The 17060-nt window shown below is 62.0% G+C and carries 17 protein-coding genes; 8 read left to right on the forward strand and 9 right to left on the reverse strand.

Annotated features, from left to right (window positions below):
* Nucleotides 1-98: 98 nt before the first annotated feature.
* Complete coding sequence (locus JV201_RS28095; RefSeq protein ID WP_219406277.1) at nt 99-1466, forward strand: inorganic triphosphatase; 1368 nt, start codon at nt 99-101, stop codon at nt 1464-1466.
* A 57-nt stretch (nt 1467-1523) separates the two neighbouring features.
* Here JV201_RS28095 and JV201_RS28100 read toward each other — a convergent pair whose 3' ends face one another.
* Nucleotides 1524-1994, reverse strand: a complete 471-nt coding sequence (locus JV201_RS28100; protein ID WP_003213920.1) for an Lrp/AsnC family transcriptional regulator — start codon at nt 1992-1994, stop codon at nt 1524-1526.
* Nucleotides 1995-2121: 127 nt separating this feature from the next.
* Here JV201_RS28100 and JV201_RS28105 point away from each other — a divergent pair, with 127 nt between their 5' ends.
* From JV201_RS28105 to JV201_RS28135, 7 genes are all read left to right on the forward strand, one after another.
* Nucleotides 2122-2460 carry a hypothetical protein gene (locus tag JV201_RS28105; RefSeq protein WP_003213921.1) on the forward strand — a complete coding sequence of 113 codons (339 nt, stop codon included), beginning with the start codon at nt 2122-2124 and terminating at the stop codon, nt 2458-2460.
* An 84-nt stretch (nt 2461-2544) separates the two neighbouring features.
* Nucleotides 2545-4248: a GspE/PulE family protein gene (locus JV201_RS28110; protein WP_177035320.1), complete on the forward strand. Its 1704-nt coding sequence runs from the start codon at nt 2545-2547 to the stop codon at nt 4246-4248.
* A 56-nt stretch (nt 4249-4304) separates the two neighbouring features.
* Nucleotides 4305-5225, forward strand: a complete 921-nt coding sequence (locus tag JV201_RS28115) for an SPFH domain-containing protein (protein ID WP_003213925.1) — start codon at nt 4305-4307, stop codon at nt 5223-5225.
* 10 nt (nt 5226-5235) lie between these two features.
* Entirely contained in the window at nt 5236-5682 is a 447-nt protein-coding gene (locus JV201_RS28120) for an NfeD family protein (protein ID WP_008438897.1), read from the forward strand.
* Nucleotides 5683-5751: 69 nt separating this feature from the next.
* Nucleotides 5752-6069, forward strand: coding sequence for a DUF2388 domain-containing protein (locus tag JV201_RS28125; RefSeq protein ID WP_008438896.1), 318 nt, complete (start codon nt 5752-5754; stop codon nt 6067-6069).
* Nucleotides 6070-6229: 160 nt separating this feature from the next.
* Nucleotides 6230-6901: an outer membrane protein gene (locus tag JV201_RS28130; protein ID WP_008438895.1), complete on the forward strand. Its 672-nt coding sequence runs from the start codon at nt 6230-6232 to the stop codon at nt 6899-6901.
* Nucleotides 6902-7059: 158 nt separating this feature from the next.
* Nucleotides 7060-8199, forward strand: coding sequence for a DegT/DnrJ/EryC1/StrS aminotransferase family protein (locus tag JV201_RS28135; protein WP_087693281.1), 1140 nt, complete (start codon nt 7060-7062; stop codon nt 8197-8199).
* A gap of 42 nt (nt 8200-8241) precedes the next feature.
* On the opposite strand, the gene gcvH is transcribed toward JV201_RS28135, so the two are convergent.
* From gcvH to pepP, 8 genes are all read right to left on the reverse strand, one after another.
* Nucleotides 8242-8625 (reverse strand): glycine cleavage system protein GcvH, encoded by a 384-nt coding sequence (gene gcvH / locus JV201_RS28140; RefSeq protein WP_087693282.1) that lies wholly within the window; start codon nt 8623-8625, stop codon nt 8242-8244.
* A 51-nt stretch (nt 8626-8676) separates the two neighbouring features.
* The gene (gcvT, locus tag JV201_RS28145) at nt 8677-9759 is read right to left on the reverse strand and encodes a glycine cleavage system aminomethyltransferase GcvT (protein WP_003213938.1); all 1083 of its coding nucleotides are present in this window, start codon (nt 9757-9759) and stop codon (nt 8677-8679) included.
* A 156-nt stretch (nt 9760-9915) separates the two neighbouring features.
* Nucleotides 9916-11532 (reverse strand): iron ABC transporter permease, encoded by a 1617-nt coding sequence (locus JV201_RS28150; protein WP_003213940.1) that lies wholly within the window; start codon nt 11530-11532, stop codon nt 9916-9918.
* Nucleotides 11533-11729: 197 nt separating this feature from the next.
* Nucleotides 11730-12734: an extracellular solute-binding protein gene (locus JV201_RS28155; protein ID WP_008438892.1), complete on the reverse strand. Its 1005-nt coding sequence runs from the start codon at nt 12732-12734 to the stop codon at nt 11730-11732.
* Between the two features lie 95 nt (nt 12735-12829).
* Entirely contained in the window at nt 12830-14047 is a 1218-nt protein-coding gene (locus JV201_RS28160; RefSeq protein WP_219407232.1) for a 2-octaprenyl-3-methyl-6-methoxy-1,4-benzoquinol hydroxylase, read from the reverse strand.
* A gap of 9 nt (nt 14048-14056) precedes the next feature.
* Nucleotides 14057-14542 (reverse strand): DUF4442 domain-containing protein, encoded by a 486-nt coding sequence (locus tag JV201_RS28165; RefSeq protein WP_003213946.1) that lies wholly within the window; start codon nt 14540-14542, stop codon nt 14057-14059.
* Nucleotides 14535-15722 carry a 2-octaprenyl-6-methoxyphenyl hydroxylase gene (gene ubiH / locus JV201_RS28170; protein ID WP_177020273.1) on the reverse strand — a complete coding sequence of 396 codons (1188 nt, stop codon included), beginning with the start codon at nt 15720-15722 and terminating at the stop codon, nt 14535-14537. The genes JV201_RS28165 and ubiH overlap by 8 nt, the downstream gene beginning before the upstream one ends.
* Nucleotides 15719-17041, reverse strand: coding sequence for a Xaa-Pro aminopeptidase (gene pepP, locus JV201_RS28175; RefSeq protein WP_219406278.1), 1323 nt, complete (start codon nt 17039-17041; stop codon nt 15719-15721). Before pepP ends, ubiH begins: the two co-directional genes overlap by 4 nt.
* Nucleotides 17042-17060: the final 19 nt, after the last annotated feature.

Below are 17060 nucleotides of genomic sequence, written 5' to 3' on the forward strand. Positions count from 1 at the left end.
ACCGTTGCGGCACGTTGCCAGGCTCAGTCCTGTACACTGCACGACCTTGGCAGCCACTCTTTTCCCCGGCTGCGCTCCCGATCCTGGATTTTCCGGCCATGCAGAAAGAAACCGAAATCAAGCTCCGTGTCAGCCGCGAAACCCTCGCCGCGCTGCGTGAGCACCCGTTACTGAAAAAACGCAACAAAAGTGGCTGGGAACGCCGTGAGTTGATGAACCAGTACTTCGACACCCCGGAACGCGACCTGGCCCAGGCCAAAGTGGCCCTGCGCCTGCGCAAAGACGGCGACGAAGTGATCCAGACCCTCAAGACCCGTGGCCAGAGCGTCGCCGGCTTGTCGGAACGCAATGAGTACAACTGGGACCTGGCCAAAGCCAAGCTCGACGTGAAGAAACTCGACGGCGAATGCTGGCCCGAGCAACTGGCCGAGCTGGACAAAAAGACCCTCAAGCCGATCTTCACCACCGATTTCGTCCGCGAACGCGCTGAAATCGCCTGGGGCCGCGGCAAGGCCAAGGTGGTGATCGAAGCCGCCCTGGACCTGGGCCACGTGGTTGCCGGCAAGCAGAAAGAAGAAATCTGCGAGCTGGAACTGGAACTGCGCGAAGGCGACCCGGCCGCCCTGCTGGAACTGGCCGCTGAACTGGCCGCGACCCTGGCGCTGATGCCGTGCGATATCAGCAAGGCCGAGCGTGGCTATCGCCTGTTCGACGCCAACAGCTACTCCCTGAGCCTGCCGGCACCGCTGCTGCACGCCGAAATGCCGCTGGACGACGCATTTGCTGCCGTCATGTGGCATCTGTTGGGCAGCAGCCAGCGCCTGGCCGAGCAATACCGTTTCAACGGCCACTGGCGCCTGCTGCAGGACTGGGTGGAAAACCTCGGCGAACTGCGGGCCCTGCTCGGCAGCCTCGGCCAGGCCGCACCGCGTCAGTCCACCAGCGAATTGCGCGCCGCACTGGACGCCTTGCTGGAGGACTGGCGTCCGCTGGTCCAGGCCGGTGACGACGATGAAGACATCCGCAAGGCCGCGCCGGAGCAGTTCGCCGAAGAACTGGAAGACGTGCGCTGGGGTTTGTTCTCCCTGACCACTTCCCGCTGGCTGCTGGCCCGCACCTGGGCCGCGGATCGCAACGTGCGTGGCAATCGCCAGGGCGCTGCACAGCTGGCCAACTGGCTGCCGCGCCTGCTGGCCGATGACGCTGTTGCCCTGCAACTGCCGCGCTACCAGAAACAGCCGGAAGACCTGGCCGAGCAACTGCCGCGTATCGAACGCATCCTGGCCTGGCTGCACCATGCACGCCAGGTGCTGGATATCGCCGAGCTGGACCGTTTGTATGGCGAGCTGAACAAGCTGGCGCACCTGGCCAACCAGCCGATCACCGATGAGTCGCTGGATGCGCGGATGCATCAGGCGATTGCGGTGTATCAGAATCGCGCCTGGAAAACCCTGCTGCGCCTGTAAAACCCTTGTGGCGAGGGAGCTTGCTCCCTCTTCACTAAAATCAGGCCAAGACAACTATCAGCGCAACACCGGCAAACTCGTGGTGGACTTGATCTCCGACAACGCCACTATCGAGTTGACCTCCTGAATCCCCGGCACCATCGACAGCTTCTCAAAGAAAAACCGCTCATACGCCTCGATGTCCGACGTGACGATCCGCAGTAAAAAGTCCACCGCGCCCATCAGCACATAACATTCCAGCACTTGCGGAAAACCGCGAATCGCCTCGGTGAATTCAGTGAAGTTGGAACGGCCGTGGGCGTTGAGTTTCACCTCGGCAAAAATCTGCGTATTAAGGCCGATTTTCTTGCGATCCAGCAGGGTGACCTGGCCGCGAATCACACCCTCCTCTTTCAGCCGCTGAATCCGGCGCCAGCACGGCGACTGCGACAGGCCGACCTGTTCGGCGATCTGCGCGCTGGAGAGCGAAGCGTCTTCCTGCAACAGCGCGAGAATGCGCCGGTCGTACACGTCCAATTCAGCGTGCATAAAAATACCCATTAATCATGACTTAAAGAATTACATGATTCTCTTATAAGCCAATACAGGCTGTTTTAGATAAGAAATCTCCCGCGACGAATGCAAAAATTTCTCCAGTCGAATCCGGAGAATCATCATGCACGTCGTCGAAGCCTCCCACCCCGCCCAACGCGTTGACGCCTGGGCCGTCAGCAATGCCCACTGCCAGGCGCACTATCAAATGCTCGCCGAGGCTGAACCCGACGTGCTGTGCCGGGTGCTCAACTATTTTGCCCTGCAGTTCCTGGTGCCACGTCAGGTGAGCGTGCAGCGTGAAGACGACCTGCTGGCGATCGATATCGTGATGGATGGCCTGAGCTGGCACCGGGCCCAGGTGATCGGCGAAAAACTTCGTAACCTGATCAGTGTGTGCTCGCTGGAGCTGCGCCCGGCAGATGCTGCGCGGCCTCTGGCGGTCCAGGCGGCCGCTCAGTAAAAGCCTGCAATATACCTCGGAGGCCGAAGCGCAAAGGGTGACTAGCCTGAGGACTACGCCTAATCGTTGCCCAGGAACGTCACCATGTCCGTTGCGCCAAATCCGCAGGATCGCTGGCTGGAAATCCATCAGTTGTTGCCTGCCCTGATCGACCAGGGCCTGGTGCCCGCCGACCTGGCCCTACCGGCGAACAGTGGGCTGCATCCCCTGGAATGCATTGCCAGCCAGGGGCCGTCTCTGGAAATGCTGACCGAATGGCTCGCCCGCCACTGCGGCCAGCCCTACCTGCGTATCGACCCGTTGAAAATCGACGTCGCGGCGGTGGTGCCGCTGATGTCCTATGCCTTTGCCCAGCGCCACAAGATCCTGGCCGTTGCGGTCGACGCCCACAGCGTTACCGTCGCCAGTGCCCAGCCTTACGTGTGCAGTTGGGAAGCCGGCCTGGCTCAGGTGTTGAAGCGCTCCATCAAGCGGGTGCTGGCCAATCCCCAGGAGATCCAGCGCTGCACCGTGGAGTTTTACCGACTGGCGAAATCGGTCAGCGGCGCCATTGATCAAAAAACCTCCGGCGCGCCGAATATCGAACAACTGCTCAATCTCGGCGCCAGCGACCAGGAGCCCGACGCCAACGACGCGCACATCGTCAACATCGTCGACTGGCTGTTGCAGTACGCCTTTGGCCAGCGGGCCAGTGATATCCATATCGAACCCGGACGCGATCAGGGGCGCGTGCGTTTTCGCATCGACGGGCTGCTGCATGACGTCTATCAATTCCCATCCCAGGTGACGATGGCGGTGGTCAGCCGCCTGAAAAGCCTGGGCCGGATGAACGTGGCGGAAAAACGCAAACCCCAGGACGGCCGGGTGAAGACCAAAAGCCCCACGGGCGGGGAAGTGGAGCTGCGCCTGTCGACCTTGCCCATAGCCTTCGGCGAAAAGCTGGTGATGCGAATTTTTGACCCGCAGGTGCTGCACAAGGATTTCCAGCAACTGGGACTTTCCAGCGACGACCTGCAACGCTGGCAATCCATGACCGGCCAGGCCAACGGCATCATCCTGGTCACCGGCCCTACCGGTTCCGGCAAGACCAGCACGCTGTACACCACGCTCAAGCAATTGGCCACTCGCGAGGTCAACCTGTGCACCGTAGAAGACCCGATCGAGATGGTGGAGCCGGCCTTCAACCAGATGCAGGTGCAGCACAACATCGACCTGACCTTCGCCAGCGGCATCCGCGCCCTGATGCGCCAGGACCCGGACATCATCATGATCGGCGAGATTCGCGACCTGGAAACCGCAGAAATGGCGATCCAGGCCGCCCTGACCGGGCATCTGGTGCTGTCGACGTTGCACACCAACGATGCGCCCGGCGCCATCAGCCGCTTGCTGGAACTGGGCATTCCCCATTACCTGATCAATGCCACGCTGCTGGGGGTGATGGCCCAGCGCCTGGTCAGGCTGTTGTGCCCGCACTGCAAGCGGCAAGCCGGGCAGGTCCATCAGGCAGTGGGTTGCGGCGAGTGCCGGGAAAGTGGCTATCGGGGTCGAGCCGGGGTCTACGAGATCATGCTGATGAACGATCGCCTCAAGGCCCTGGTCAGCCCGGGCACCGACCTCCAGGCCCTGCGTCTGGCGGCCCTTGACCAGGGAATGTGCAGCTTGCGGTCCGCCGGTATGCGCAAGGTAATGGCAGGACTGACAACACTTGAAGAGGTACTGCGAGTGACGCCTGGGGATTCAGAAACAAATCCTTTGATCGATGGCGCGGTAATCCGTCCTTATCCGTGACAACACCGTTACAATCGGAAAAACCTCGCTTCACCGTCACCAGACAAGGAATCGTTATGCAGATCGGAACCGTACTGCTTCTTTTTGTAGGCTTGGCCGTCGCCATCCTCTTCATGGGTTTCAAGGTGGTCCCGCAGGGTTACCAGTGGACAGTCGAGCGCTTCGGCCGCTACACCAACACCCTCAAGCCCGGCCTGAACATCATCATTCCGGTCATGGACCGCATCGGTCGCAAGATCAACGTGATGGAAAGCGTGCTGGATATCCCACCCCAGGAAGTCATCACCGCTGACAACGCCACGGTGCAGATCGACGCCGTGTGCTTCTTCCAGGTGGTCAATACCGCCCAGGCTGCCTACGAGGTGAACAACCTCGAACACGCCATCCGCAACCTGCTGCAAACCAACATCCGTACCGTGCTCGGCTCCATGGAGCTGGATGCGATGCTCAGCCAGCGTGACGGCATCAACGAAAAACTGCTGCGCACCGTCGACGAAGCTACCGCACCGTGGGGCATCAAGATCACCCGGATCGAGATCAAGGACATCAGCCCGCCTGCCGACCTGATGGCCGCCATGTCCGGCCAGATGAAGGCCGAGCGGATCAAGCGTGCGCAGATCCTCGAGGCCGAAGGCCTGCGAGCCTCCGCGATCCTGACCGCCGAAGGCAAGAAGCAGGCGCAGATCCTGGAGGCCGAAGGTGGTCGTCAGGCCGCCTTCCTGGAATCCGAAGCCCGCGAACGTCAGGCCGAGGCCGAAGCCCGCGCCACTCAAGTGGTATCGGAAGCCATCGCCACCGGTAACGTGCAGGCCATCAACTACTTCGTCGCCCAGAAATACATCGACGCATTGGGCAAGCTGGCCTCGGCCAACAACAGCAAGGTGATCCTGATGCCGCTGGAAGCCAGCCAGGTGATTGGCGCAGTCGGCGGCATCGGCGAAATCGTCAAGGCAACCTTCGACAACAAGAAAGCCTGAGGCACGCACCATGTGGGAATTCCTGCAGCACCTGTCGTTTTGGGACTGGCTGGCACTGGGCACGGTGCTGTTGATCCTTGAAGTGTTCGGTGCCGGTGGTTATTTGCTGTGGATGGGCATCGCCGCGGCAGCCGTGGGCGTGATCAAGTTCCTGGTGCCGAGCCTGGGGCTGGAGTGGCAACTGCTGCTGTTCGCCGTGTTGTCGATCCTCACGGCGGTGTACTGGTGGCGACGCCAGCGCAGCAGCGCCAAGGTCAGCGACCAGCCGGGGCTGAACATGCGCGGCTCCGAGTTGATCGGTCGCACCTTTGTGGTGCATCAGGCCATCGTCGAGGGCCGTGGCAAGATCAAGGTGGGTGACGGTGTGTGGATGGCATCCGGGCCGGACGCGCCGGCTGGGGCACACGTACGTGTCATTGGTCAGGAAGGCGTGATTTTGCAGGTTGAAACTGTTTAGTCATCCATGGAACTCGGCTGGGCTATCTACAATCAAACTGTTCAGATAACCCAGTCGGAGTCACCCATCATGCGTCTAAAATATGCTGTCGCAACCCTCGCTGTGCTTTCCCTTCCTGTCGGTTCAGCCATGGCCGACAGCTTCTGGCGTAATGTCATCTCATCGGGTGCCACGACCGGCTCGACGTACCTGACCTTCAAGGACCACAAAATGGTAGTCGCCGCCCAGGACGACGCCGGTAGCTTCGTCGCCAGTGACGGCAACATCCGTGGCCCATACCTGGAAGCTGCGATGCAGAAAGTCCGCGCCGATAACCCTGGCCTCAAGGCCACGGATATGGACCTGGCGAACGCAATCCTGGCAAAAAACGCCATTGCTTCCGAGTAATACCGCCGCATAAAAAATGCCGTTCCTCGAGAGCGGCATTTTTTTGCCCTGATTTCCTACGCCAGACGCTGGCGATTCCGCATCTGAACAGGAAAAGTCCTGTCGAGTTGCAGGCGCGCCCGGCAACAAGCTATCGATTCCCTTCAGACTGAGTGAATCGATGACCATGCAAAAACTCTCCTACGCCCTGCTGCTCGCCGCGGTTGCCACGCCTTATGCCCAGGCAGAAAGCTGGTACGGGTCGGCAAAGCTCAACAGCGCCCGGCAGAATCTCTCAAGCTCACTGCTGACCAGCCCACGCGTAACCCACCGGGTAGAAGCCCCCGACAGCAGCAAGACGTTCACCGGCTCATTCGCCGTGGGCTATGCCTTTGCCGATGGCTGGCGCCTGGAGGGGGAATACACGATGCCCAGCCACTCGACCTTCAAATCCCATTGGGCACCGTTCAATGCCAACGTCAACAGCCTGCGCACCGACAGCCAGCGCCTGATGCTCAACGGTTATAAAAACATCCCGATCAATGAATGGCTGTCGTTCTACGGTATGGCGGGAGTCGGCGTGGCCCAGGTTGACGCCGAGGGTTACCAGACCAACGACACCCGCCGTTTCGCCAGCAATCGCCAATACAACTTCGCCTACAGCGTTGGCCTGGGGCTGGATGCCAAGGTCAGCGAAACCCTGACCCTGGGTACCGGCTGGCGTTACGTGGACATGGGCGGGATCGAGACCGGCTACAACACGTTCGCCAATCGGATAAACGCCCGGGACGAACAGCTCAAAGGCAAGCTCAAAGAGCAGAACGTGTTTCTTGAGGCACGCGTTGCCTTCTGACACCGATGCTGAAATGCCGCTCTCGAGGCGGCATTTTTTGTTTCAGGCGGGACGATTCATTCACAGACGACAGGCTATATTCAGTCGAGCCGTGCAACCATGCCCGGCATTGATATGCTTTTTTCTCATCGCCTTCTGAAACGGATGCCTTCAACGTCATGAGCCAACTGCCCTTTCTGCCGTTCTCCAAGCCCACCATTGATGAAGCCACCATCTCGGCGGTAGGCGACGTACTGCGCTCCGGCTGGATCACCAGCGGGCCGAAAGTGCAGGCGTTCGAGGCGCAGTTGTCGGAATATTTTGGGGGGCGCCCGGTGCGTACCTTCAACTCGGGCACCTGCACCATGGAGATTGCCTTGCGCATCGCCGGTATCGGGCCTGGTGACGAAGTCATCACCACCCCGATTTCGTGGGTAGCCACGGCCAACGTGATTCTGGAAGTCGGTGCCACACCGGTGTTCGCCGACATCGACCCGGTGACCCGCAATATCGACCTGGCCAAGGTGGAAGCCGCGATCACACCGCGCACCAAGGCAATCATCCCGGTATACCTGGCGGGCCTGCCGTTGGACATGCCATTGCTCTACGCGCTGGCCAACAAGTACAACCTGCGCATCGTCGAAGATGCAGCCCAGGCCCTGGGTTCCAGCTGGGATGGCCAACGCATTGGCGCTACCGGCGATTTCGTATCGTTCAGCTTCCAGGCGAACAAGAACATCACCTCGTCCGAAGGCGGCTGCCTGGTATTGAACAACGCTGAAGAAGCGCGCCTGGCGGAAAAATATCGCCTGCAGGGCGTGACCCGCACCGGCTTCGATGGCCTGGACGTGGATGTACTCGGCGGCAAGTTCAACATGACCGACATCGCAGCAGCCATCGGCCTGGGCCAGTTTGCCCATATCGAGAAGATCACTGCCCACCGCCAGGAACTGGCGCGTCACTATTTCGAATGCTTCGGCAGTGATTTTGAAGCGCAGTACGGTGCGCAATTGCCACCGGCAGACTTCGAAAACAGCAACTGGCACCTGTTCCAACTGGTACTGCCGGAGCGCCAGGACGGCCTGCCCGCACGCGCCACGTTCATGGAGCAGATGCAGGCCCATGGCGTCGGCATTGGCTATCACTACCCACCGATCCACCTGCTGAGCTTGTACAAGGCACAGGGATTCAAGGAAGGCATGTTCCCGGTAGCGGAAAAAGTGGGGCGTTTGATTGTGTCGTTGCCGATGTTCACGGCGATGACGAAAGCGGACGTAGAGCGTTCGGTAGCGGCGGTAAAAGCGGTGTTGAAGCGCTGACAAAACCTTTGCGGGAGCCGGTTGCCGGCTCCCGCAGCGGGATCACTCGCCGATGGCAGCCTTGTAGCCGGCAGCGTCCAGCAATTTTTTCAGTTCATCCGGGTTGCTTGGCTTGAGCTTGAAGATCCAGGCGCCGTAAGGGTCGGAGTTCAACAGCTCTGGCTCACCGCTCAAGGCGTCGTTCACCGCGATCACTTCGCCAGCAATTGGCGAGTAGATATCCGAAGCGGCCTTCACCGATTCAACCACGCCGGCCTGGTCAGCCGCCTTGAACACGTTGCCGACTTCGGTCAACTCAACGAACACTACATCCCCCAATGCTTCCTGGGCATGGTCCGAGATCCCGACGGTCACGGTGCCGTCAGCTTCCAGACGGGCCCATTCGTGACTTTCGGCAAAACGCAGGTCGGCAGGGATATCGCTCATAGTCTGTGTCCTCAAGGAAAAATGTCAGCGGCCATTGGCCCGCCGGAAAAGTTAGATCAATGTTTTGCCATGGCGCACGAACGTCGGTTTGACCACCCGAACCGGGTACCACTTGCCGCGGATTTCCACCTCGGCCCGGTCAGCAGTCGCCGACGGCACACGCGCCAGGGCAATGGATTTGCTTAGCGTAGGAGAGAAACTACCACTGGTGATCTCTCCTTCGCCAACATTGGCGATACGAACCACCTGGTGAGCGCGTAAAACCCCGCGCTCTTCCAGCACCAGGCCGACCAGCTTGGACTTCACACCCGCAGCCTTTTCGGCTTCCAGGGCGGCGCGGCCGATGAAATCCCGCTCGGCCGGCTCCCAGGCGATGCTCCAGGCCATGTTGGCTGCCAGGGGCGAGACGTCCTGGTGAATATCCTGACCGTAAAGGTTCATGCCGGCCTCGAGGCGCAGCGTGTCGCGGGCGCCGAGGCCGATGGGCGAAATGCCTGCGCCTACCAGGTCGTTGAAGAACGCCGGGGCCTGATCGGCCGGCAGGACAATTTCAAGACCGTCTTCGCCGGTGTAACCGGTGCGCGCGATAAACCAGTCGCCGTCAGCCAGGCCTTCAAAGGGCTTGAGCTGATGGATCAGGGTGGCGCGGGACTGGGTCACCAGTTCAGCGATCTTTTGCCGGGCATGGGGGCCTTGAATGGCGAGCATGGCCAATTCGGGCCGCTCGCGGAGCTGGGCCTGATAGCTGCCGAGCCGAGCCTGCATCCAGGCCATGTCCTGGTCACGGGTGGCGGCGTTGACCACCAGCCGGTAACCGCCCTCGGTACGGTAGACGATCATGTCGTCCACCACGCCGCCCTGCTCGTTGAGCATGGCGCTGTATAACGCGCGGCCGCAGCCGTGCAATCGGTCAACATCATTGGCCAGCAAATGCTGGAGCCATTCCTTGGCCTGGGGGCCTGTGATATCGATCACGGTCATATGGGATACATCAAACACCCCGCAGTCGCGTCGCACCTGATGGTGCTCCTCAACCTGCGAGCCGTAGTGCAAAGGCATATCCCAACCGCCAAAATCGACCATTTTCGCGCCAAGGGCGAGATGCAGGTCATACAGAGGCGTGCGCTGTCCCATGGGTTTCTCCTTCCGGGCGTGGCGAAGGTGCGGACGGTCGCCGTTCGGGCCGCACGCCTTGAAATACAAGGCCTGTAGCCGCGTTCAGCAACCCGATCTGAAAGATCGACCGCACCGAATGCCGCGCATTGTAGCCTCAAGCCGTAGGACTGGCACCTAACCGATTCGTCGCGCCGAACGTCGGATCAACCCGATGACCGGTAACAGCCCCACCAATACCAGGGTCAGGGCCGGCAGCGAAGCCCGCGCCCACTCCCCTTCGCTGGTCATCTCGAAAATCCGCACCGCCAGCGTGTCCCAGCCGAACGGGCGCATCAGCAGGGTCGCCGGCATTTCCTTGAGCACATCGACAAACACCAGCAGCGCCGCGCTCAGGGTGCCCGGCAGCAAAAGTGGCAGATACACTTTGCAAAACAGTCGCGGCCCGCTGACCCCAAGACTGCGGGCGGCTTCCGGCAAGGACGGACGGATTCGCGCCAGGCTGTTTTCCAGCGGCCCGTAGGCCACCGCAATGAAGCGCACCAGATACGCCAGCAGCAAGGCCGACAAACTGCCCAGTAACAGCGGTTTGCCGGCGCCCCCCAGCCAGCCGGAGACCGGGATCACCAGTTCACGATCCAGGTAGCTGAACGCCAACATGATCGACACCGCCAGTACCGAGCCGGGCAGCGCGTAGCCTACGTTGGCCAGGCTGATGCCGGAGCGGATGGCCCGGGTGGGCGCCAGGCGATGGGCGAACGCGAGCACCAGGGCCACGCTGACGGTGATCAGGGCAGCCATACCGCCCAGGTACAGGGTATGGACGATCAAACCGGCGTAGCGCTCGTCCAGGTCGAAACGGCCACGCTGCCAGAACCAGGCCACCAGTTGCAGCATCGGGATCACGAACGCGCAGGCGAACACCAATCCGCACCAACCGCTGGCCAACGCCGCCTTGAACCCGCGCAGATGGTAAAGCGCCTTGCCGCGAGGTCGCTCGTTGCTCGGCCGGCTGGCGCCCCGGGCACGGCGTTCGCCGTACAGCACCAGCATCACCACCAACAGCAACAGGCTGGCCAGTTGCGCGGCACTGGAGAGGCTGAAAAAGCCGTACCAGGTCTTGTAGATGGCGGTGGTAAAGGTGTCGAAGTTGAACACCGAGACGGCACCGAAATCCGCCAGGGTTTCCATCAGCGCGAGGGCCACGCCCGCACCGATGGCGGGACGCGCCATGGGCAGGGCCACCCGCCAGAACGCTTGCCACGGCGACTGCCCCAAGACTCGCGCCGCTTCCATCAGGCCTTTGCCCTGGGCGAGGAACGCGGTGCGTGCCAGCAGATAAACGTAGGGGTAGAACACCAGCACCAGCACGATGATCACACCGCTCGTCGAGCGCACACGCGGCAGGCGCAAGCCTGTACCAAACCATTCGCGCAGCAGGGTTTGCACCGGGCCGGAGAAGTCCAGCAGGCCGACGAAGACGAAGGCGAGCACATAGGCGGGAATCGCGAAGGGCAGCATCAACGCCCAGTCCAGCCAGCGCCGGCCGGGGAATTCGCAGAGGCTGGTCAGCCAGGCCAGGCTGACGCCCAGCAGCGTAACGCCCACACCGACGCCCAGCACCAGGGTCAAGGTGTTGCCCAGCAGACGTGGCATCTGGGTTTCCCACAGGTGGGACCAGATTTGATGGTCGATGGTCTGCCACGACAGCAACAGCACGCTCAACGGCAGCAGCACCAGGGCGGCAACGGTGAAGACCGGCAGGTACCAGCGGCGTTGGGCGGGATGGGCCAAAGGTTAATTCTCAGAGAATGAATAGCTTGAAGCCAGCGCTAACCAATGTGGGAGCGGGCTTGTGTGGGAGCGGGCTTGCTCGCGAAAGCGGCGTGTCAGTCAACGCATATGTGACTGATACACCCTCTTCGCGAGCAAGCCCGCTGCCACACAAGCCCGCCCCCACATTTAGATCGGCGGCGCCTTGCAAATTGTATCTAGTTCCAGCCAGCGCGATCCATTAAGCGAATCGCCTCAGCCTGACGCTTGCCCGCCACTTCCACCGGCAATGTGTCAGCTACAAACTTGCCCCAGGTCGCCACTTCCGCCGACGGCGGCACCGCCGGGTTGGCCGGAAATTCCTGGTTCACATCCGCAAAGATCTTCTGCGCTTCCGGCGTGGTCATCCACTCCACCAGCGCCTTGGCTGCTTCCGGGTGCGGTGCATGCTTGGTCAGGCCGATGCCCGACAGGTTGACGTGCACCCCGCGGTCGCCCTGGTTCGGCCAGAACAACTTCACCGCCAGGTCCGGCTTCTGCTTGTGCAGGCGGCCGTAGTAGTAGGTGTTCACGATGCCCACGTCACACTGCCCGGCGTTGATCGCTTCCAGCACGGCAATGTCATCGGAGAACACGTCGGTGGACAGGTTGTTGACCCAACCCTTGACGATTTCTTCGGTCTTGGCCGCGCCGTGGGTTTCGATCAGGGTGGCGGTCAGCGACTGGTTGTAGACCTTCTTCGCGGTGCGCAGGCACAGGCGGCCTTCCCACTGTTTGTCGGCCAGGGCTTCGTAGGTGGTCAGGTCGCCCGGTTTCACGCGATCGGTGGAGTAGGCGATGGTCCGCGCTCGCAGGCTCAGGCCGGTCCAGGCATGGGCCGAAGAACGGTATTGAAGGGGAATATTCTTGTCGATCACCGCAGAGGTGAACGGCTGCAGGATGCCCATCTGCTCGGCCTGCCAGAGGTTGCCGGCGTCGACGGTGAGCAGCAGGTCGGCAGTGGCGTTTTCACCTTCGGCCTTGATGCGCTGCATCAGCGGCGCTTCCTTGTCGGTGATGAACTTCACCTGCACGCCGGTCTTCTTGGTGTAGGCGTCGAACACCGGCTTGATCAGTTCGTCGATGCGCGAGGAGTAGACCACGACCTCATCGGCCGCCTGCACGGTGGTGCTGCCGATAAGAGTGAGTGCCAGGGCAGTCAGGAGGCGCTTGGGTGCCAGCATGGGTGCGGTCTCTCATTTGCAAAAAGAGCGCAAATGATAAGGACTCACATTTGGTAACGCTCAACGGAGCCGTTACCAGATGTTGCACAGCACCCTCAGGCCTTGGCCAGCTCCGGCAAATCCCCGGTCAAACCCAATGCCTGACGCACAAACAACGCCTTGGCCTCCGGCATCTGCTCAACCACCTTCAGCCCTGCATTACGCAGCCAGCGCAACGGCAGTTGATCGGCCTGGAACAACCGCTCAAAGCCTTCCATCGCCGCCATCAGCGCCAGGTTGTGCGGCATGCGCCGACGCTCGTAACGGCTGAGCACCTTCACATCCGCCAGGCGCTCGCCGCGCTCGTTGGCCGCCAGCAGGACCTCGGCGAGCACCGCCGCATCGAGGAAGCCCAGGTTCACCCCCTGCCCCGCCAGCGGATGAATGACGTGGGCCGCGTCGCCAATCAATGCCAGGCCTTCGGCCACGTAACGTTTGGCGTGGCGCTGACGCAACGGCACGCACAGCCGTAGATCGGCGCTTATCACGCTGCCCAGGCGGCCTTCGAAGGCATTTTCCAGTTCACGGCAGAAGCTTTCATCGTCCAGCGCCATCAAGCGCTCGGACTCACTCGGGGTGGTCGACCAGACGATCGAACACCAGTCTTCCTGCCCGTCCCGCACCAGCGGCAGGAATGCCAGCGGGCCATTGTCGGTAAAACGCTGCCAGGCCGTCTTTTGATGCACCTGGCTGCTGCGCACACTGGTGACGATGGCGTTGTGCAAATAATCCCACTCACGGGTAGCGGTGCCGGTCAGGCGACGTACTGCCGAGTTGGCGCCGTCCGCCGCGACCACCAGCGGCGCGCGCAAGGTGCGGCCATCGGCGAGGGTCAGCAGCCAGTCATCGCCGGAGCGGCGCATCTGTTCCAGGCGCGCATTGGCCAGCAGGCCGAGGTCGCAGTCGTGCAGGCGGTCGAGCAAGGCGTCCTGGACCACACGGTTTTCGACGATATGCCCCAGCACCTCGGCATGCACGCTGGCCGCCGAGAAGTGGATCTGCCCGGTGCCGCTGCCGTCCCACACCTGCATCTCGCCGTACGGGCTAGCACGTCGCTCGACAATCCCGTCCCACACGCCAAGGCGCTCGAGGATGCGCTGGCTGGCGGCCGACAAGGCGCTCACCCGCGGTTCGAACGCAGCATGAGGGTCGAACGGCTTGACGCTCAGCGGGCTGCCGTCGAGCAGCAGCACCTGCAGGCCACTGCCCTGCAACGCCAGCGCCAGGGCGCTTCCGACCATTCCGGCCCCGACAATCAGCACATCTGCGCGCATGTCCATGCTTTAAGCCTGTCTCGATTGCAGCTTGCGCCGCACGTAAAGGGTTTTGTCGACCCGCGCCACCAGGGTGCCGGAGCCGTCATGAATCTGTACCTTGAGCTGCGGTAAATACTTGTCGCCGCTGGCGGTGTGCTGGCGAATCTCGTCCAGCAACGCTTGGTCGATGGAAAATTCGGCGAACACTGGGCCTTTGCCCGGCGAGATAAAGTCGATAGCGGCAGCCTTGTCCCAGACAATGTAGTCGCGGCCCAGGTTCTCCATCAGCATCAGCATGTAGAACGGGTCGACCATCGAATACAGGCTGCCGCCAAACTGCGTGCCGACGTAGTTGCGGTTGTACCAGCCCAGGCCCATGCGCACCTTGACCTCGCGGAAATCGCTGCCGATGTGCAACACCCGAACTCCGGCCCCGAGGTACGGCGGGTACAGGGTCATGATCCAGCGCAACAGCCGCGCCTTGCCCAGGCGTCGGGTCAGCCACTCACGCATCGGGACGGGTGCCCAGGCCCATGGCCTGGCGCGCGAACCAGCGCTTGGCCGGCGGCAGCAAGTCGAGGCCCAGCAAGCCCATGTTGCGGCCCAGCGCGACCAACGGTTGCGCACTGCCAAACAGGCGGGTGACCTGATCGGAGAAGCCGACGGTGAGTTTCTGGTCCATGCGCTGACGCTCGCGGTACGCCTGCAGTGTCGCCAGGTCGCCCGGAATCGCCGGCCCGGCCAGCAGCGCCTCGGCCAACGCGTAGGCATCCCGCAGGGACAGGTTGAAGCCCTGACCGGCAATCGGGTGCAGGCTGTGGGCGGCATTGCCAAGTACGGCCAGATGAGAGCGCACTTGTTCTTCCGCTTCCACGAGCGTCAGCGGGTACAGGTGGCGCGCACCGACTTGCTTGAGGGTGCCCAGGCGGTAGCCGAACACGCCCTGCAGTTCACTCAGGAAGCTGCGTTCGTCCAGCTCGGCCAGGCGCTTGGCGTCCATGCCGACGCGGGTCCAGACCAGCGCGCAGCGGTTGTCCGGCAACGGCAGCAAGGCCATCGGGCCTTCGTCGGTGAACCGCTCGAACGCCTCGCCGTTGTGGGCCTCGCTTGGGGTGATGTTGGCAATCAGCGCGCTCTGGTTGTACGGCCGCTTTTTAACGCCGATGCCCAGTTGCTCGCGCAAACCTGAGCGACCGCCATCGGCCAGCACCGCGAGGTCGCACTCCAGCACGGTTTCGTCATTGAGGGTCAGGCGGTAGCCATCGGCAAGCGGCTCCATGCGCGTAACTTCCGCCGGGCAACGCCAACTGACCACGTCCTTGTCCAGCCCTTGCCACAGGCATTGGCCCAGCCAGGCGTTTTCCACCACGTAGCCAAGCGCCGGCACACCCTCTTCCATGGCCGACAGGCGCGCGGTAGAGAAGCGGCCACGGTCCGACACATGAATCTGTTTGATCGGCTCGGCGCGGCGAGAGATTTCCTGCCACACGCCCAACCGTTGATAGATCTGCCGCGCGCCAAAGGACAGCGCTGAAGAACGCGCGTCATAGCTCGGCTGGTAGCTGTCGCCGGGGGCAAACGGCTCGATCAGCACGATCTTCCAGCCCCGGGCCTTGGCCCCGGCCTGCAAGGCCAATGCGAGGCTGGCACCCACCAGGCCGCCGCCGATAATCGCCAGGTTGACCCGGCTCATCGGGCGCTCGCCATCAATGCTTCGATCTCGGCGACGGACTTGGGCACGCCACCGGTCAGAATTTCACAGCCTTGCTTGGTCACCACCACGTCGTCCTCGATGCGTACGCCAATGCCACGCCATTTCTTCGCCACGCTCTGGTTGTCCGGCGAGATGTAAATCCCCGGCTCCACGGTCAGTGCCATGCCGACTTCCAGCACCCGCCACTCGCCGCCGACCTTGTATTCGCCCACATCGTGCACATCCATCCCCAGCCAGTGGCCGGCGCGGTGCATGTAGAAGGCTTTATAAGCTTCACTGGCGATCAATTCGTCGACGTCACCCTGCAACAATCCCAGCTTCACCAACCCGGCAGTGATCACTTGCACCGTCGCCTCGTGGGCCTGGTTCCAATGCTTGTTCGGGGCGATTTCGGCAAAGGCGGCTTCCTGGGAAGCCAGCACGATTTCATAAATCGCCTTCTGCTCGGCGGAAAACTTGCCGCTCACCGGCCAGGTGCGGGTGATGTCGCTGGCGTAGCAGTCGATCTCGCAGCCGGCGTCGATCAGCACCAGGTCGCCGTCCTTGAGCAGCGCGTCATTCTGCTGGTAATGCAGGATGCAGCTGTTGCGCCCCGAGGCGACGATGGAACCATAGGCCGGCATCTTCGCCCCGCCCTTGCGAAACTCGTAGTCGAGCTCCGCTTCCAGGCTGAACTCATGCAACCCGGCGCGGCTGGCCTGCATCGCCCGTACATGGGCCGCGCAGGAAATCCGTGCCGCCTCGCGCATCACCTTCACTTCTGCCGCCGATTTATACAGGCGCATGTCGTGAAGCAGATGATCCAGGGCAACAAATTCGTTCGGCGGCTGGGCGCCGAGGTGCGCTTTGGAGCGGATCACGTTGATCCACTCCATCAGGTGCCGGTCGAATTCGGCATTGCTGCCCATGGCCGAATACACCCGGTCACGGCCTTCGATCAGGCCGGGCAGGATGTCGTCGATATCGGTAATCGGGAACGCATCGTCGGCGCCGTACTCGCGAATCGCGCCTTCGGTGCCGGCCCGCAGGCCGTCCCACAGTTCGCGCTCGGCGTTGCGTTCGCGGCAGAACAGCACGTACTCGCCGTGTTGGCGGCCGGGCATCAGCACAATCACCGCTTCCGGTTCGGGGAAGCCGCTCAGGTACTGGAAGTCGCTGTCCTGGCGGTAGACGTGCTCGACGTCACGGTTGCGGATGGCCACCGCAGCCGCCGGCAGGATGGCGATGCTGTTGGGTTCCATCTGCGCCATGAGCGCCTTGCGGCGCCGGGTGTATTCCGCTTTGGGGATATGGATCATGGGCAGATGGGCTTCCTTT

It is taken from the genome of Pseudomonas sp. Colony2 (assembly GCF_019382755.1).
Lineage (GTDB): Bacteria > Pseudomonadota > Gammaproteobacteria > Pseudomonadales > Pseudomonadaceae > Aquipseudomonas.

Excerpts from the sequence above, each read along its gene's own strand:
- pepP (WP_219406278.1), bottom strand. The coding sequence starts at position 17,041 with ATGATCCATATCCCCAAAGCGGAATACACCCGGCGCCGCAAGGCGCTC.
- JV201_RS28125 (WP_008438896.1), top strand. The coding sequence starts at position 5,752 with ATGCGTCTAAAATATGCTGTCGCAACCCTCGCTGTGCTTTCCCTTCCT.
- JV201_RS28160 (WP_219407232.1), bottom strand. The coding sequence starts at position 14,047 with ATGCGCGCAGATGTGCTGATTGTCGGGGCCGGAATGGTCGGAAGCGCC.
- JV201_RS28105 (WP_003213921.1), top strand. The coding sequence starts at position 2,122 with ATGCACGTCGTCGAAGCCTCCCACCCCGCCCAACGCGTTGACGCCTGG.
- JV201_RS28100 (WP_003213920.1), bottom strand. The coding sequence starts at position 1,994 with ATGCACGCTGAATTGGACGTGTACGACCGGCGCATTCTCGCGCTGTTG.
- JV201_RS28155 (WP_008438892.1), bottom strand. The coding sequence starts at position 12,734 with ATGCTGGCACCCAAGCGCCTCCTGACTGCCCTGGCACTCACTCTTATC.
- JV201_RS28120 (WP_008438897.1), top strand. The coding sequence starts at position 5,236 with ATGTGGGAATTCCTGCAGCACCTGTCGTTTTGGGACTGGCTGGCACTG.
- JV201_RS28135 (WP_087693281.1), top strand. The coding sequence starts at position 7,060 with ATGAGCCAACTGCCCTTTCTGCCGTTCTCCAAGCCCACCATTGATGAA.
- ubiH (WP_177020273.1), bottom strand. The coding sequence starts at position 15,722 with ATGAGCCGGGTCAACCTGGCGATTATCGGCGGCGGCCTGGTGGGTGCC.
- JV201_RS28165 (WP_003213946.1), bottom strand. The coding sequence starts at position 14,542 with ATGCGTGAGTGGCTGACCCGACGCCTGGGCAAGGCGCGGCTGTTGCGC.
- JV201_RS28095 (WP_219406277.1), top strand. The coding sequence starts at position 99 with ATGCAGAAAGAAACCGAAATCAAGCTCCGTGTCAGCCGCGAAACCCTC.
- JV201_RS28115 (WP_003213925.1), top strand. The coding sequence starts at position 4,305 with ATGCAGATCGGAACCGTACTGCTTCTTTTTGTAGGCTTGGCCGTCGCC.
- gcvH (WP_087693282.1), bottom strand. The coding sequence starts at position 8,625 with ATGAGCGATATCCCTGCCGACCTGCGTTTTGCCGAAAGTCACGAATGG.
- JV201_RS28130 (WP_008438895.1), top strand. The coding sequence starts at position 6,230 with ATGACCATGCAAAAACTCTCCTACGCCCTGCTGCTCGCCGCGGTTGCC.
- JV201_RS28110 (WP_177035320.1), top strand. The coding sequence starts at position 2,545 with ATGTCCGTTGCGCCAAATCCGCAGGATCGCTGGCTGGAAATCCATCAG.
- gcvT (WP_003213938.1), bottom strand. The coding sequence starts at position 9,759 with ATGGGACAGCGCACGCCTCTGTATGACCTGCATCTCGCCCTTGGCGCG.